Consider the following 14,914-nt stretch of genomic DNA (forward strand, 5'->3'; position numbering starts at 1 on the left):
ATGATCATCTCAAAGCCAGGAACGCAGCTCCCAGAGCAGCGGGTAGTAGCGGAAATCGAGGCGACTGCGCAGATAGGAGGCGCCGGACGAGCCGCCGGTGCCGGTTTTCGTCCCGATCATCCGTTCCACCATCGTGACGTGCCGGGCCCGCCAGCCGGCGGCGAGCTCGTCATGTGACATCAGTCCCTCGGCCAGCTCCCAGACGTCGCCGAAGCCGCCCCGGTCATGCGCCGCCGTGCGCAGCGACGCGCTGATCTCGTCGTCCGTGCCGGTAGGGAGGTCGTGGGCCCGCATCGCCGCCAGGAACGCGTCCCACAGCGTCGGCTCGTCCAGCCGGCGCCGCAGCCGGGCCGCCTCGTCCTCCGTCAGGCCGCGGAACCGGCGCAGGAACGCCGCGTCCTTCGCGCCGGAGATGAACTCCAGCTCGCGGAATTGCACCGACTGGAAACCGCTGGCCGGCGCCAGCTGGGCCCGGAACTGCAGGAAGTCCTGCGGCGTCATGGTCTCCAGGACGCCGACCTGCTCGATCAGGATCCGCTCGATCTCGTGCACCCGGTTCAGCAGGTGCCGAGCCCACCACAGCCGGTCGTCGAACATCGCCTGCCGGGCCGCCTCCAGCTCGTGCAGCAGCTGTTTGAACCACAGCTCGTAGACCTGGTGGATGGTGATGAACAGCAGCTCGTCGTGAGCATCGGTCTCGAGACGCTGCTGGTCGAGCAGCTGCGCGAGACGCAGGTACGTGCCGTAACTGAGCCTGGCACCGTCCTCGCCGAACTGTGCGGACGGAGGGCTGATCTCCTTGTCGGTGGTCACCTTGCCAGCGTATGGGTCAGGATGTGGAGCCATGGACCTGTACAGCGAGCTGCGTTTCGACGCCGATCCGGTAGCGGTCTTCGCGATGCTGACCGACGAGGCATACATCGCGAAGAAGACCATGGCCGCCAACGCGATCCGGCACCAGGCCTCCGTCCGCCGCGACGGCGACCGCGTCACCATCGACCTCCTGCGCGTCATGCCCCCGGACGTCCCCGACTTCGTCCGCCGCTTCGTCGGCGAGACGATCGACATCAAGCAGCGGGACACCTGGGGTCCGGCCGCGGCGGACGGGTCGCGTGAGGGCAGCATCGAGCTCGAGATGTCCGGCGCGCCGGTCCGCGCCACCGGCACGATGACGCTGGCCGGCAACGGGGCCTCGACCGCGCTGACGATCAAGGGCCTGCTGAAGGCGTCGGTGCCGCTGGTCGGCGGGAAGATCGAGCAGGCGGTGCACCAGGGGTTGACGGAAGCGGCCCGCATCGAGGAGCGGGTCGGCCGGGACTGGCTCGCCGGACGGCGCTGAGCCGGACGGCGGGCGGCCAGGGCCGGACGGCGGACGGCCGGGCCCGGGTGGCGCAGAACGATCAGGTGACGAACCGTGCCGTTTCGACGTGCCGATGTCACCTGATCGTTTCGCGTCCACATGGTGGAGACGATCAGGTGACGAAGCGGCCGCCGTCGCCGGTGGGCTAGGTCACCTGATCGTTTCGGTACGGATGATCAGGTGAGCCATCGGCGAACGTGCGCCCGCCGGGTTGCTGCGCGGAACCGAGTCCACCTCGGCTCCGCCGGCGAACGGCCCGGGCGGACATGCGTGTCCGACGGACGGTCGCCCGGCTGCCGTCCGAGCACCCCAGCGGAGCTGACACCGATTCCGTCAATCCAGAGAGCAGTTCATCGGAGCGAGGGAGCGCCCCCTCAACGGCCCGGAACGCCGCCGTCCAGTGCGCGCAGCGCCACGTTGCGCTCGGCGGCACCGGCCCGGCGCCCCGGCTGCCGCGGCGCGGGGGCCTCGGCGGCCGCCGCGGGCGCGGCGTCGGCCGACTCGCGCTCCAGCAGCGCCTCGGCCAGCTCGGCCGGGCCCGTGACCGCCATGGCCAGCGCGCGACCGAGGTCGTCGCGGTCGATGGGCTCCTCGGCGGTGCGGCGCAGCCGGTCGGACAGGTCGATGACCTTGTCGGCCGTGCCGAGCGTCGCCCGAGCGGCCATGAGGTGACCGCGCTGCAGCGGCCGGCCGGCGATCATCAGCGCCAGCGCCTCGGCGGTGTCGCTCCAGTCCGACGCCGGCGCCTGCTCCCCGATGAGGCCGGCGACCCCGGCCATCACCCGGTCGGACGCGGCGACGAGGCGCTCAGCCGTCTCGCTGTCGCTGTCGAGGGAGGCCAGCCGCAGTGCTACCGCGGTGACCAGTGCGCCGTCGGCGGGACTCCGACGGGGCTGGGACAGCAGCCGCACCGCTCGTGCGACGTACGGCCTGGTCGACAGCCGGTCATCCATCACGCTTGACACCTCGTGTTCTCATCTCTCGGCTCACCCATGTGCGGGTACTCGTGCGCATGCAGCGGGGCGAACGTCTCCGTCACGGCCCGAGTGCTCGTCCACCGTAGAAGATTCTGCACCGAACCCGCCTTGTCATTCGTCCCACTGGCCCGACTTCCCCCGAATGGCTGCCGCCCGGCGACCGCTCCGGTGGGATTGTCATCGACCTCAACGCTACCGGCTGCGAAGCGTATCGCCTCCGTGGTATGAACGACAGCCGTACGGCCCCGGGCGCTGACGTCAGCCGGGGTGTCGGCGGGTCGTCAGCCGGCGTCGGCCCAGGAGCGGCCCTGGGTGAGCGCCTCCTCCGACGTCCGCAGCGAGGTCTCGAGGACGGCCATGCGCCGGCCGGTGTCCATGACGTTCGCGCCGATCGCGTCGAGGTCCTCCGGGCCGGGGCCGAGGATCGTGACGTCGGTGCCCGCGGCCTGCAGCTTCGCCGCCTCGCGCAGGCAGCGACGGGTGCAGCGCCGCCGCCACCGCCGCTCCAGCCGCGGCAGCAGCGCCCGCGGATGGTCCAGCTCGAACGACACCATCGGCGCGACGACGTAGACCTCGTCCAGGCCGAGGCCACTGAACAGGTCGACCGACGTGGCCGAGCAGGTGCCGCCGTCGACGTAGCGGTGGCCGCCGATCAGCACCGGCGCGAACCAGCCCGGGATGGCGCACGAGGCCATGACGGCCTGCGGGAGCGACGCCCGCGGCTCGCCGGCCCGGCCGAACGGGACCCGGCGGCCGGTCTCGTAGTCCATCGCGACGATCCAGACGCCCGAATGCGGCGACCACCCGGCGTCCGGTCCCGTGACCGCGTCGACGAGGTCGCCGACGCCGTCCAGCGAGCCGCGGCCGACCGGCATCAGCGCCGACAGGACGGCGGTCGGCGGCATGCGCCGCAGCCGGCGGACGTTGCGCCGGACCAGCGCCGGCGAGCCGACCCCGAACCGGGGCAGCTGCGGGCGCGAGCCGCCGGTCGCGGTCTCGTAGTCCCAGGTGTGGTCGGACAGCGGGCCGTCGATCGGGTTGCCCAGCTGGTGATCGCGCAACTGCTCGGCGTCGACCCCGGCGCCGAGCAGCGCGGCGAGCACCGAGCCCGCGGACGTGCCCAGGATGTAGTCGAACGACCGGAGGTCGGCGCCGGTCGACTCCTCGATGGCGCTCAGCGCGCCGACCATCCACGCCGCGCCCAGAACCCCGCCGCCGCCGAGCACCAGGCCCCGCCGCGGTCCGTTGTGACGAATGGCCTCCATTTGTTGATTCTCCTGCAACAAACTGATTCATGCCACGCATCAATGGTCGGAATGTGACAGAGCCCTGATTGCCCGCTGCCGTTCACCGGTTGCCCGTTCGCCGTTTCGGAGGCCGCCGGAGGTTGCCCGTTTGCCCGTTCCCGCCTCGGGTCTGCCCGGCCGCGCGATCCCGTTGACTCGTCTGCTCCTGGTGGTTTCGATGCTCATGACGCCGATGTCCGCCCAGTCAGGAGGCCACGATGACCGCCACGTCCGCACCACCGGAGCCGTACGTGAGCCGGGTGCGCCTGCTGCCGGTCCCGGTCACCGAGCCGCCCTTCGACGACGAGTTGGGCATCGTCGTGCCACGGGGCGAACGGCGGCCGCTGGGCGCGGCGACGGCGGTCCAGGGGACACTTCCGCTCGAACTGGACGCCGACGTCTTCGAGGACCAGCTGCGGCCGATCGGAGTCGGCGCGGCGGTGGTCGCGGACAGCCTGTGGCTGCGCAACCCCGGTCCCGAGCCGACCCGAGGTCCCCGAGACGTGGGCTCGGACGGCGCCACCAGCCGGGTCCGCGAGGGCGGGCGGGCCGGCGAGGCCGATGCGGGCGAGCGGGCGGCCCCAGCGGCGCGCCGACGGCCGGCACGGCCAGACGCCGGGGCCGGCAGCGGGATCGGAACCGCAGCCCGTGCCGGAACCGGCACCGGGACCGCAGCCAGGTCCACCACCCGAGCCGCCACCGCAGTCACAACCGGGCCAGCAACCGCCACCCGAGCCACGGGCACCGCCGGAACCGGCACCGCAGTCAGATCCGCCACCCGAGCCGGAACCAGAGCCGCCGCCGGGCCAGCAACTGCGGCAGCGGCCGCAGCCGGATCAGGAGCCGCCGCGTGGGCCGAGACCGCAACCGCGGCCGGGGCGGACGAGCTGCCGGACCCGCGCCGGTGGACCGCCCGGCTGGCCCAATCGGCGCTCGAGTGCCTGCACGGCCGCCGCCCACTGCAGCAGCTGGTCCGGTGGACCGCCGAGCCCGTCTACCGCGACCTCAGCCGCCGGGCGGTCGCCCAGGACGAGGCGCCCGCCGTGCGGCCGCGGATCCGGGCGCTGCGGGTCTGCCGCGTCACACCTGGAGTGGCCGAGGCGAGCGTCGTCGTGCAGATCGGGGCGGTGGCGCGGGCCGTCGCGGTGCGCCTCGAAGCCGACGACGGCAGGTGGTTGTGCACCGCCTTCGACATCGCCGAGCCGCGCCCGGCCCGCCGCGGCACGCGCCGCGGAGCCACTCCTGGCGCCGCATCCAACGGCGCCAGGAGCAGCGCACGGGGTCAACGGGCGGCCCAGGCCTCCTCGAACGCGTCCGCGTAGCCCGCCTGGCCGTTCACCGTCGGATGGAAGGAGTCACGCACGAATGACGACGCGACGTCCCACTGCGGCTGGTACGGCGAGGCGCTCGCCGTCGTCGGCTCGTCCGCCGCCGACCACGAGATCTTCAGGCCGTAGAGCCAGTCACCGGGCCCGTTGGCGCACGCCTCGTGTCCGTCGAATCCCGCTGCCACTTCGTCCGACGCCGACTCGACGCCGGCTTCAGCGGCCGCGGCGTCGATGACGTCGTTGAGCAGGACGCCGAGGCGGCGGATCATCTGTCGCTCGGAGTCGGACAACAGGCCGGTCAGCGCCGGGCAGTCGCTGCGCACGGCCGGGTCGGGGACGAGCATCGGGTACCCGCCGACGATCACGTCGTCGCCGGGCGCGGCCGCCTGCACGGCGTCGTAGAGCTGCACGAGCGGCTGGTGCAGGCCGTTGATCAACGTGGTCAGCTCGGCCTCGCGCCGGGTGCAGGACAGGAACGAGACCAGGCAGTTGACCAGCTCGTCGGCGAAGCCCGCGTCGTTGCCGCCGACCGTGACGGTGATCAGCCGGTCGCCGGCGCCGGGGATCGCCTCCAGCTGCCGCACCTGCTGCGTCACCTCGGCGATCCGGGCGCCGGAGCAAGCGAGCAGGGTCCGGTCGGACACGGCGTCGCCGAAGATCAGGTTGTTCCACGCCTGCGGTGTTCGATCGCAGTCGTCGAGATAGCCGCCGGCGCCGAGGCCCGACGAGTACGAGTCGCCCAGCGTGATGACGGCCGACGGTGCATCGCCCGCCGCTTCCGTCGTCTCCGCCGCCGACGCGTCCGCCGCCGCGCCGAGGGCCGCCCCCACCAGCACGACGGCCGCCACGCAGAGCGTGACGGCCGTTCTGGCGAAGGATCGTGGGGATCGCTGCTGGTGGTGGGTGGTCGAGGTGTGGGTCATGAGCACTACGCGGCCGGTCGCGGCCGCTCCTCCCATCCGCCGTCCGGGGATTGTGACACCCGATATCACCGAGCGTCACAGTGGACGATAGCGGACGGATGCCGTATGCGGGACACCTTTCTGCCAACAACGGCCGACGAATACGCAGCGGCGTGACAACGCGCCAGAACCGCGCGTGACCCGGCCGGCGAAGGGACCTGCCGGACGGCGTCCCGGCCCGTCCGGCGCGACGGGCCGGCCGCCAACGGCCGCCGGCCGGCGCTATGCGGGCGGCAGACGGTGTGCGGCCAACGGCAAACGGCCGCCGGCAGGTCGCCGACGGCCGCTTGACCGGGGATCAGCTCAGTTCGCCGACTGCTCCGAGTTCTGCGTCGCGTGCCGCGGGTCGCCGTGGCAGCGCTTGAACTTTTTGCCCGAGCCGCACGGGCACAGCGCGTTGCGCGACACGTTGCTGAAGTCGAGTTCGCCCTCGTCGGCCCCCGCCGCGTGCGAGCCGCGCTCGCCGTTGGCGCCGGACGACACGACGGCACCCGCGCCGGCCGCACCAGCACCGGAAACGCCAGCGGCCGCGGCACCGCCGCCCGAGCCGGCCGCCCCAGCGCCTGCCTGCCGCACGGCCGGGCGCACCTGCTCGACCCGCCGCTGGACGGCGCCGTCGCCGTCGACCGTCGGCGCCGTGTACTGCAACTGCTGCGGCCGCTGGAAGCCGCTCAGGCCCTTGGCCTGCACGACGGGAGCACCGGGCGTGGTGGGCGCCGCGGCGCCGTCGCCCGGGGCCTGCACCTGGACCTCCAGGTTGAACACCAGGCCGACGGACTCTTCCTTGATGGCGTCCATCATGGCGACGAACAGGTCGAAGCCCTCGCGCTGGTACTCGATCAGCGGCTGCTTCTGGGCGAACGCGCGCAGGCCGATGCCCTCGCGCAGGTAGTCCATCTCGTACAGGTGCTCGCGCCACTTGCGGTCGAGCACCGTCAGCATGACCCGGCGCTCCAGCTCACGCATGACCTCGGTGCCGAGCTCAGTCTCGCGGCGCTCGAGCGCGCCATGCGCGTCGTCGACCAGGCGCTCGGTCAGGCTCGCCGACGTGAGCGCGTTGCGGCCGCCGGCCTCCTGCTCGATCTCCTCGATGGTGGCCCCGACCGGGTACAGCGTCTTCAACGCCGTCCACAGCTGGTCCATGTCCCAGTGCTCGGGGTAGTTGCCGGCCGTGGCGCCCTGGACGTAGGCGGTGACGGCGTCATCGAGCATGCCGGTGACCTGCTCGTGGAGGTCCTCGCCGTGTAGGACGCGGGCGCGCTCGTCGTAGATGACCATGCGCTGGCGGTTGAGGACGTCGTCGTACTTGAGGACGTCCTTGCGCATCTCGAAGTTCTGCGCCTCACGCTGCGTCTGCGCGCTCTTGACGGCGTTGCTGACGCGCTTGTGCGAGATCGGGACGTCGTCCGGCTGGTTGAACGTCCGCATGATCATCTCGACCCACTCGCTCTTGAACAACCGCATGAGGTCGTCCTGGAGTGAGAGGTAGAAGCGCGACTCACCGGGGTCGCCCTGACGACCGGAGCGGCCGCGCAGCTGGTTGTCGATGCGGCGGGACTCGTGCCGCTCGGTGCCCAGCACGTACAGCCCGCCCAGCGAGCGGACCTCGTCGCGCTCGGCCGAGACCTGCGCGTCGAGCTTCTCGAGGATCGCGATCTCGGCGGCGTTGTACTCGTCGGCGTTCTCGATGGGGTCGAGGCCGCGCTGCTTGAGCTCGGCCTGCGCCATGAACTCGTGGTTGCCGCCCAGCATGATGTCGGTACCACGGCCGGCCATGTTCGTGGCGACGGTGACGGCGCCCTTGCGGCCGGCCTGCGCGACGATGGCGGCCTCACGATCGTGCTGCTTCGCGTTGAGGACCTCGTGCGGGACGCCGCGCTTGCGCAGCAGCTGCGACAGCCGCTCGGACTTCTCGACGCTGGTGGTGCCGACGAGGACCGGCTGGCCCTTCTGGTGCCGCTCGACGAGGTCCTCGACGACCGCGTCGAACTTGGCCTCCTCGGTGCGGTAGATCTCGTCGTCCTGGTCGAGACGCGCCAGCGGGCGGTTCGGCGGGATGGGGACGACGCCGAGGGTGTAGATCTTGTCGAACTCGGCGGCCTCGGTCATGGCCGTACCGGTCATGCCGGAGAGCTTGTCGTAGAGGCGGAAGAAGTTCTGCAGGGTGATGGTCGCCAGGGTCTGGTTCTCCTGCTTGATCTCCACCCCTTCCTTCGCCTCGATGGCCTGGTGCATGCCCTCGTTGTAGCGGCGCCCGCCCAGGATGCGGCCGGTGTGCTCGTCGACGATGAGCACCTCGCCATCCTTGACGACGTACTCCTTGTCGCGCCGGTACAGCTCCTTGGCCTTGATGGAGTTGTTGAGGTACTGGATCAGCGGGGTGTTCGCGCTCTCGTAGAGGTTGTCGATGCCCAGCCAGTCCTCGACCCGCTCGATACCGGGCTCGAGCACACCGACGGTGCGCTTCTTCTCGTCCACCTCGTAGTCGGTCTCGCGACGCAGCCGCTGCGCGACCTTCGCGAACTCGGTGTACCAGCGCGTCGGCTGGTCGGCCGGGCCGGAGATGATCAGCGGGGTGCGGGCCTCGTCGATCAGGATGGAGTCGACCTCGTCGACGATGGCGAAGTGGTGGCCGCGCTGCACCTGGTCCTCGACCCGCTGCGCCATGTTGTCGCGCAGGTAGTCGAAGCCGAACTCGTTGTTCGTGCCGTACGTGATGTCGGCGGCGTAGGCCTCGCGGCGCTGGGCCGGCGTGAGGCCGTTGAGGATGACGCCGACCTCGAGGCCGAGGAAGCGGTGGATGCGGCCCATCCACTCGGCGTGGTAGCGGGCCAGGTAGTCGTTGACGGTGACGACGTGCACGCCGTTGCCCGCGAGCGCGTTGAGGTACGACGGCAGCGTCGCGACCAGCGTCTTGCCCTCACCGGTCTTCATCTCGGCGATGTTGCCGAGGTGCAGCGCCGCGCCACCCATGATCTGAACGTCGTACGGCCGCTGGCCGATGACCCGCCGCGCCGCCTCGCGCACCGTCGCGAACGCCTCCGGCAGCAGCGCGTCGACCTCTTCGCCGGCTTCGAGGCGCGAGCGGAACTCGGCGGTCATGCTGCGCAGCTCGTCGTCGGTCATCGAGGTGAAGTCGTCCTCGATGCTGTTGACCTGTTTGACGATCCCCTCGAGCTTCTTGAGGATCTTGCCTTCGCCGGCACGGAGGATCTTGTCGAGCAGAACAGGCACGCGGGTCAACTCCTATGCAGCGGGCTTGGGCGTTGGTCGCGCCCGGTGGCTCCGGGGAGGTACAGAGGCTCGTCGACCCATGGTACGTCGGGTCACGGAAAAGATAACGACTCGACCTCGAAGCGCGGCAGCGGGCAGGATGCAGGACGTGCAACCGTTCGAGCTCCGCGCAGAGCGCCTCCTGCTCGCGGTACCGGTGGCCGCCGACATCGACCGCATCACCGAGCTGTGCCAGGACCCCGAGATCCAGCGCTGGACCACGCTGCCCTCCCCCTACACGCACGAGCACGCCAAGAGCTTCGTCGAGGACGCCGTCCGCCGCGGCTGGGAGACAGAGCAGGACCTCGTCTGGGCGATCCGCTCGCCGGAGGACCGGCAGGTCCACGGGGTGATCGGGCTGCGCTCGCACGGCGACGGCGCCGCCGAGGTGGGCTTCTGGGTGGCGCCCGAGGCCCGCGGCGACCGGCTGGTGTCGCGGGCGGTCCGGCTGGTCGCCGAATACGCGTTCGCCGACGTCGGGCTGGGGCTGACGCACCTGCGCTGGCGGGCCATCGTCGGCAACTGGGCGTCGCGGCGGGTCGCGTGGGCGTGCGGGTTCCGGATCGAGGGCATGATCCGCGGCGGCAACGCGCAGCGCGGCGTCCGTCGCGACACCTGGGTCGGGACGCTGATGACCGGCGAGCCGATGCGGCCCGTGTCGCCGTGGCTGGACGTCCCGACGCTGCGCGGCTCGCGGGTGGCGCTGCGCCGGTTCGCCGACTCCGACGCCGCCGCCGTCGTCGAGGCCTGCAACGACCCCGTCACGCAGCACTGGCTGGGCGGGCTGCCGTCGCCGTACACACGCGACATCGCACGTGCCTACATCCGCGACCGCGAGGAGGAGGCGGCCGCGGGGCGGGGTGTGCACTGGGCCGCGGCGCTACCGGAGGGCGGGCCGGCGATCGGGGCGTTCTCGCTGATGGGCCTGCTGACGCACGACGGCGGCGCGGAGATCGGGTACTGGATGCACCCGGCGGCGCGGGGTCGTGGCGTGGCGACGGAGGCGGTCGGGCTGATGGCGCGGCACGCGTTCGCGCCGGTTCCGTCCGGCGGGCTGGGCCTGCGCCGCCTGGTGATCGCGCACGTGACCGGCAACGATGCCTCGCGCAAGGTGATCGAGCGGGCCGGCTTCCGGCCCTACGGCGTCGAGCGGGCCGGCGATCGGATCCGCGGCGGGACCGTCGTCGACCTGCACTGGTACGACCTGCTCTCGGACGACCCGCTGCCGCCGCCCTCGGACGATCCACTGCTCTGACGCCGGTGCGGACGCCGCCCAGTCGACCATGATCATGTTCCCTCGCGGTCGCTGGGACGCCGCCGTTGAACATGATCACGAGAGCGCGGGACTGAGGCCCGTCAGCCGGCGGAGCGGTCGAGGGCCTCCTGAAGTGGGGTGGCGATGTCGCCGCGGCCGGTGGTCGTCACGCCGGAGAGGCCGAGCCAGCCGGCCAGCGACACCAGCTCGTCGGCCAGTTCGTCGGGGGTGTCGGCCGGTGAGCCGGGCTCGCCCCACGCCGACTGCACCCGCAGCACGCCGGCCTGGCGGTCGGCCTTGAGGTCGACCCGGGCCACCAGCTCGTCGCCGAGCAGGAACGGCAGCACGTAGTAGCCGTGCACGCGTTTGTCCGGCGGGACGTAGATCTCCAGCCGGTACCGGAAACCGAACAGCGCCTCGGTGCGGGCGCGTTCCCAGATCAGCGAGTCGAACGGGCTCAGCAGCGCCCGGGCGTCGACCCGGCGCGGCACGCGAGCGTCGCGGTGCAGGTAGGCCGGCCGCTTCCAGCCGTCGACGGTGACCGGCAGCAGCTCACCGGCGTCGACCAGCTCGGCGATAGCGGTCTTGGCGCCGGCGACGGGGAGACGGAAGTAGTCGCGCAGGCACTGCTCGGACCCGACGCCGTGGGCGCGGGCGGCGACGCGGACCAGCTCGCGGTGCGACTCCTCAGGCGTGGGTGTCGGCACCGAGAGGACGTCACGATGCAGGACCCGCTCGGGGATGTCGTACAACCGGGCGAACGCGCCGTTGCGACCGGCCGCCGTGACCTCGCCGGCCCAGAACAGGTACTCGAGCGCCGTCTTGACGTCGGACCAGTTCCAGCCCCAGTCGGTCTTCTCGCGAGGGGCGTCGTGCTCGATCTCGCCCGACGTGACCGGGCCGAGCCGCTTCACCTCGTCGAGCACCCAGGCAACGAACTCGGGCTTCTCCTGCGCCAGCCGCCGGATGCCGCCCCAGGCGAGCTCGTCGGCCCGGGCCATGCGCGAGCGCAGGTACGGCTGGGTACGGACCGGGAGCAGCGACGCCTCGTGCGCCCAGTACTCGAACAGCATGCGCGGCGACTTGTTGGCCGCGCGATCGACCTCGGCGCGCGGATAGGGGCCGAGGCGGCTGAAGAACGGCAGGTAGTGCGAACGCGAGAGCACGTTGACGGAGTCGATCTGCACCACGCCGACGCGGTCGACCACGCGGCGGACGGCGCGCCGGTCGGGACTCGGCGGCCGTGGGTCGGCGAACCCCTGGGCCGCGAGCGCCACCCGCCGGGCGGCCGCGTTCGTCAACCTCTCTCGTCTGGCCATGTCGCGAAGCTATCAGCGGGCACCGACAAGGTCGGGGCGCTGCAGACGCGCATCGGCGCGCCCTCGACGGAGGACGCGCCGATGCGGTGGGACGACGTCAGACGTCGAGGCGGATGACGCCGTAGTCGTAGCCACGGCGCCGGTAGACGACGCTCGGCATCTTGGACTCGGCGTCGACGTACAGGTAGAAGTCGTGGCCGACCAGTTCCATCTCGTAGAGCGCTTGGTCGAGCGTCATCGGCTCGGCGCGGTGAGTCTTCTCGCGGACCACCATGGGGCCGGAGTCGGGGACGGCGTAGGCGTCAGGCGGCTCCTCGACCGCGGTGGCCGCCTTCGCGGCGGGAGCGGGTGTCGGCTGCGCGGGGATGGCCGCGCCGTCGAGCCCGGCGGTGGCCGCGGCGACGGAGATCGGCGTGCGGCTGCCGCGGTGGACGCGGCGACGGTCGGCCGCCTTACGCAGTCGCGCCACGAGCCTGTCGGTGGCGAGATCGAGCGCGGCGTACCGGTCGGCGGCCGCCGCCTCGGCCCGGATGACGGGGCCCTTGGAGTGCAGGGTCAGCTCAACCCGTTCGGACTGGTCGGCCTGTCGAGGGTTGGCCTCGGCCGTGACCTCGACGTCCACTCGGATGACCTTGTGAGCGATCTTGTCGAGTTTGGAGAGCTTCTCCGCGACGTGGCTACGGAACCGCTCCGGCACGGTCGTGTGACGGCCCTTGATGACGATATCCACTCGAAACCTCCCGGTCGTGTGGGGTCTGACGGTCGAGCGGCACCCACACGCTCAAGTCACCGGGGTTCGCACCCGGCCTTCCTCGTGGGGTCGAGGATCGACAATGGGTGCCATGCACAAACGTTAGCCGTTCGTCGCCTTTCGTACACGTGGAACCCCCCGATTTCTGCTCGCCGAGGGCGACATCACACCACCGCGATCACCGCCGCCGCGCATGGACGCACGCCGGCGGCCTCGAGCGCGCGGGCGCTCTCGCGCAGCGTGGCCCCGGTGGTCATGACGTCGTCGACGATGACGACGCAGCAGCCGGTGGTGCGTCGGGTCGCGGCGGCCGTGGCGACGAGGGAGCCGTGCAGGTTGTGCTCGCGTTCGTGCCGGTCGAGGCCGGCCTGATCGGCGACGCGGCGGCCGTGGCGGAGGCAGCGGACGACGGTGGCGCGCTGGCCGGATCGCTGGAGGGTGGCGGCGGCCCGGCGGGCGGACCGGAGGACGGGATCGTGGCCACGGTGGCGCACCGCCGCGGGCGCGGACGGCACCGGGACCAGGGCTATCGGGCGGTCCACGTGCGCGGCGAGGAGATCGGGGGCAGCGCGGCCGTTGGCGGCGTCGTGGACGGCGGGGGTAGCGGGGTGGGCGATGGTCGCGGGGTGGGCGATGGTCGCGGTGATGGCGACCGCGAGGGCGTCGCCGAGGGGTGCGGCCAGGGGCAGGCGGCCGCGTTCCTTGTGCTCGATGATCGCGGCGCGCACGGCACCGGCGTAGGCGGCGGCTCCGGCCAGTGGGAGGTCGGGGCGGCCGGGGACCGTCCGGAGCCGCGCCGCCGGGCCGAGCAACGCCGCGCGGCAGGGTGGGCAGAGCAGCCCGGCGTGCTCGCCGCACCCGGCGCAGGTGCTGCCGAGGGCGAGGTCGGCCGCCGCGTACCCGAGGCGGGCCACGGTGCGACAGAGGCGCACGACGGGCCGCGCGACGGCAGGACGCGGACCGGCGGGACGAGAGGGACCGGCCCGGGCGGCGCCCTCGGCATGGCTCGGTCGAGCGGCGGCGGGCGCCGTGCTCTCGGGGCGGCTCGCCCGGGTCGCGGGACGAGCGGTGCTCTCGGGCTGGTCGGATGTGGTGGCGAGGCTGCTGGAAATGATCATGGAACCAGCATGCACCATGGGTCCGACAGAGTCGGCCGGGCAGTGGCCCGGCCCAGGTGAGGGGCGTACCGGACGGTGGCCACCGCCCCACCGCGTGACGCCGTCACCGCGCGCCGCCGCGCGTGGCGCCGCCACCGCTGCCACCGCCGCCATCGAGTGCCGCCGCCGCGGCCGGCTGCCGGTGGAGCGGGCGGGTCAGCCGGGGTAGGCGGGGCCGCGGGCGGGCCCGATCTCCGTCCACGCGTTGCTGGACCGCTGCACGTACAGCACGCCGTCACCCGACTCCAGGACGACGGGCAGCCCGGCCGCCGCGCCGACGTGGACGGCGTCGCCGGCGGGGAGGCCGCCGCGGGGAAGGGTTTCCTGGCCGGAGAGGGCGGCGTAGTAGGGCTCGATCGTGGTCTCGCCGGCGTTGGACTCGGTCTCCAGCAGGATGACGACGGTGTCGGCGGCGCTCCAGGTGGGGCTGGTGGAACTCCAGGCGACGTCGATGGCGACGCCGGAGGGGCCGATGGGCTGGGGCTGGTCGATGCGGATCGACGCGTCGCTGTCGGCGTCGCGGATGACGTTGGCGACCATGGCCTGGCCACCGGCGACGATGGCGACGCGGGTGCCGTCGGGTGAGACGGCGAGGTGGTCGACGTCCTTGTCGGTGAGGTCGGGGGCGGTGACGGCGACCGGCTGGCCGTCGGGGCGGAGGACGACGATGCCGGGGCCTTCGACGCCGCGGTCGACGGCCCAGATGAGGCCGGTGCGGTCCCAGGCGGGCGAGGCGAGGTCGGTACCGGTGAAGAGGGTCTCCAGCGGCTCGTCCTCACCGAACGAGGCGGCCAGGATGGCGGTGCGGTCGGCGCTGATCACGACGCCGCGGTTGGCCGCGAGGTTCACCGCCACCTCGTGGGCTTCGGCCTGCTCGCCCAGCGGCCCGGGGACCGGCGTCAGCTCGCCGTCGGACACCGACACGACGCCGGTCTCGCCGATGGCGTAGAGCGGCGTGCCGGACGGCAGCACCGACGGGTCGTACGTGCTCAGCGGCGGCTCCTGCGGCGACAGCGGGTCGCCGGAGATCAGCGGCAGCTTGTCGGCCAGCACCTCGACCTTCTCGACCTCGGGCAGCACGCCGAGCGTCCACGCCAGCTGCGCGACCATGCGCTCGCGTTCCTCCGGCCCGGCCAGCGCGGCCCCGGCCCCCAGGTCGATGGTGGCGACGCCGTCGCGGACGGGGACGGCGTCGATGGCGAGCTCGGTGTCGGGCCGGAACGCGGTGGCGACGGCGGGGGGCAGC

12 protein-coding genes and 1 pseudogene are annotated in these 14,914 nt (G+C 72.4%); 3 read left to right on the forward strand and 10 right to left on the reverse strand.

What is annotated here, in order from left to right; genetic code table 11:
* Positions 1–9: 9 nt before the first annotated feature.
* Positions 10–813: a tryptophan 2,3-dioxygenase gene (locus ACW62_RS17990; RefSeq protein ID WP_205629438.1), complete on the reverse strand. Its 804-nt coding sequence runs from the start codon at positions 811–813 to the stop codon at positions 10–12.
* Between the two features lie 31 nt (positions 814–844).
* Between ACW62_RS17990 and ACW62_RS17995 the strand changes: the two genes are divergently transcribed.
* A complete protein-coding gene (locus ACW62_RS17995) occupies positions 845–1,339 on the forward strand; it encodes a DUF2505 domain-containing protein (protein ID WP_053205506.1) in 495 nt (164 codons plus the stop codon).
* Between the two features lie 395 nt (positions 1,340–1,734).
* Here the strand turns inward: ACW62_RS17995 and ACW62_RS18000 are convergent, their stop codons facing one another.
* The 3 genes and pseudogenes from ACW62_RS18000 to ACW62_RS18005 form a co-directional block, all read right to left on the reverse strand.
* Entirely contained in the window at positions 1,735–2,313 is a 579-nt protein-coding gene (locus ACW62_RS18000) for a hypothetical protein (RefSeq protein WP_053205507.1), read from the reverse strand.
* Positions 2,313–2,594: pseudogene (locus tag ACW62_RS36555) on the reverse strand (L-glutamate gamma-semialdehyde dehydrogenase); the annotation flags it as partial. The gene ACW62_RS18000 and the pseudogene ACW62_RS36555, both read right to left, overlap by 1 nt.
* Before the next feature lie 24 nt (positions 2,595–2,618).
* Positions 2,619–3,602 carry a patatin-like phospholipase family protein gene (locus tag ACW62_RS18005; RefSeq protein ID WP_053205508.1) on the reverse strand — a complete coding sequence of 328 codons (984 nt, stop codon included), beginning with the start codon at positions 3,600–3,602 and terminating at the stop codon, positions 2,619–2,621.
* Between the two features lie 239 nt (positions 3,603–3,841).
* On the opposite strand from ACW62_RS18005, the gene ACW62_RS18010 reads away from it, so the two are divergent.
* A complete protein-coding gene (locus ACW62_RS18010) occupies positions 3,842–4,945 on the forward strand; it encodes an Rv3235 family protein (RefSeq protein ID WP_053205509.1) in 1,104 nt (367 codons plus the stop codon).
* On the opposite strand, the gene ACW62_RS18015 is transcribed toward ACW62_RS18010, so the two are convergent.
* Both ACW62_RS18015 and secA read right to left on the reverse strand, forming a co-directional pair.
* The gene (locus ACW62_RS18015) at positions 4,906–5,874 is read right to left on the reverse strand and encodes an SGNH/GDSL hydrolase family protein (RefSeq protein WP_169792079.1); all 969 of its coding nucleotides are present in this window, start codon (positions 5,872–5,874) and stop codon (positions 4,906–4,908) included. The two genes, ACW62_RS18010 and ACW62_RS18015, sit on opposite strands and share 40 nt — an antisense overlap.
* A 342-nt stretch (positions 5,875–6,216) precedes the next feature.
* Positions 6,217–9,147 carry a preprotein translocase subunit SecA gene (gene secA / locus ACW62_RS18020; RefSeq protein WP_053205511.1) on the reverse strand — a complete coding sequence of 977 codons (2,931 nt, stop codon included), beginning with the start codon at positions 9,145–9,147 and terminating at the stop codon, positions 6,217–6,219.
* A 148-nt stretch (positions 9,148–9,295) separates the two neighbouring features.
* On the opposite strand from secA, the gene ACW62_RS34805 reads away from it, so the two are divergent.
* Positions 9,296–10,441 carry a GNAT family N-acetyltransferase gene (locus ACW62_RS34805; RefSeq protein WP_169792080.1) on the forward strand — a complete coding sequence of 382 codons (1,146 nt, stop codon included), beginning with the start codon at positions 9,296–9,298 and terminating at the stop codon, positions 10,439–10,441.
* A gap of 101 nt (positions 10,442–10,542) precedes the next feature.
* Here the strand turns inward: ACW62_RS34805 and ACW62_RS18030 are convergent, their stop codons facing one another.
* The 4 genes from ACW62_RS18030 to ACW62_RS35315 form a co-directional block, all read right to left on the reverse strand.
* Positions 10,543–11,760, reverse strand: coding sequence for a winged helix-turn-helix domain-containing protein (locus ACW62_RS18030; protein ID WP_053205513.1), 1,218 nt, complete (start codon positions 11,758–11,760; stop codon positions 10,543–10,545).
* Positions 11,761–11,857: 97 nt separating this feature from the next.
* Positions 11,858–12,490: a ribosome hibernation-promoting factor, HPF/YfiA family gene (gene hpf, locus ACW62_RS18035; protein WP_053205514.1), complete on the reverse strand. Its 633-nt coding sequence runs from the start codon at positions 12,488–12,490 to the stop codon at positions 11,858–11,860.
* Between the two features lie 185 nt (positions 12,491–12,675).
* Positions 12,676–13,629, reverse strand: a complete 954-nt coding sequence (locus tag ACW62_RS18040) for a ComF family protein (protein ID WP_157574830.1) — start codon at positions 13,627–13,629, stop codon at positions 12,676–12,678.
* A gap of 195 nt (positions 13,630–13,824) precedes the next feature.
* The coding region (locus tag ACW62_RS35315; protein WP_205629439.1) for an LpqB family beta-propeller domain-containing protein at positions 13,825–14,914 on the reverse strand (1,090 nt) is incomplete at its 5' end.

The organism is Jiangella muralis (genome assembly GCF_001270745.1).
Classification (GTDB): domain Bacteria; phylum Actinomycetota; class Actinomycetes; order Jiangellales; family Jiangellaceae; genus Jiangella; species Jiangella muralis.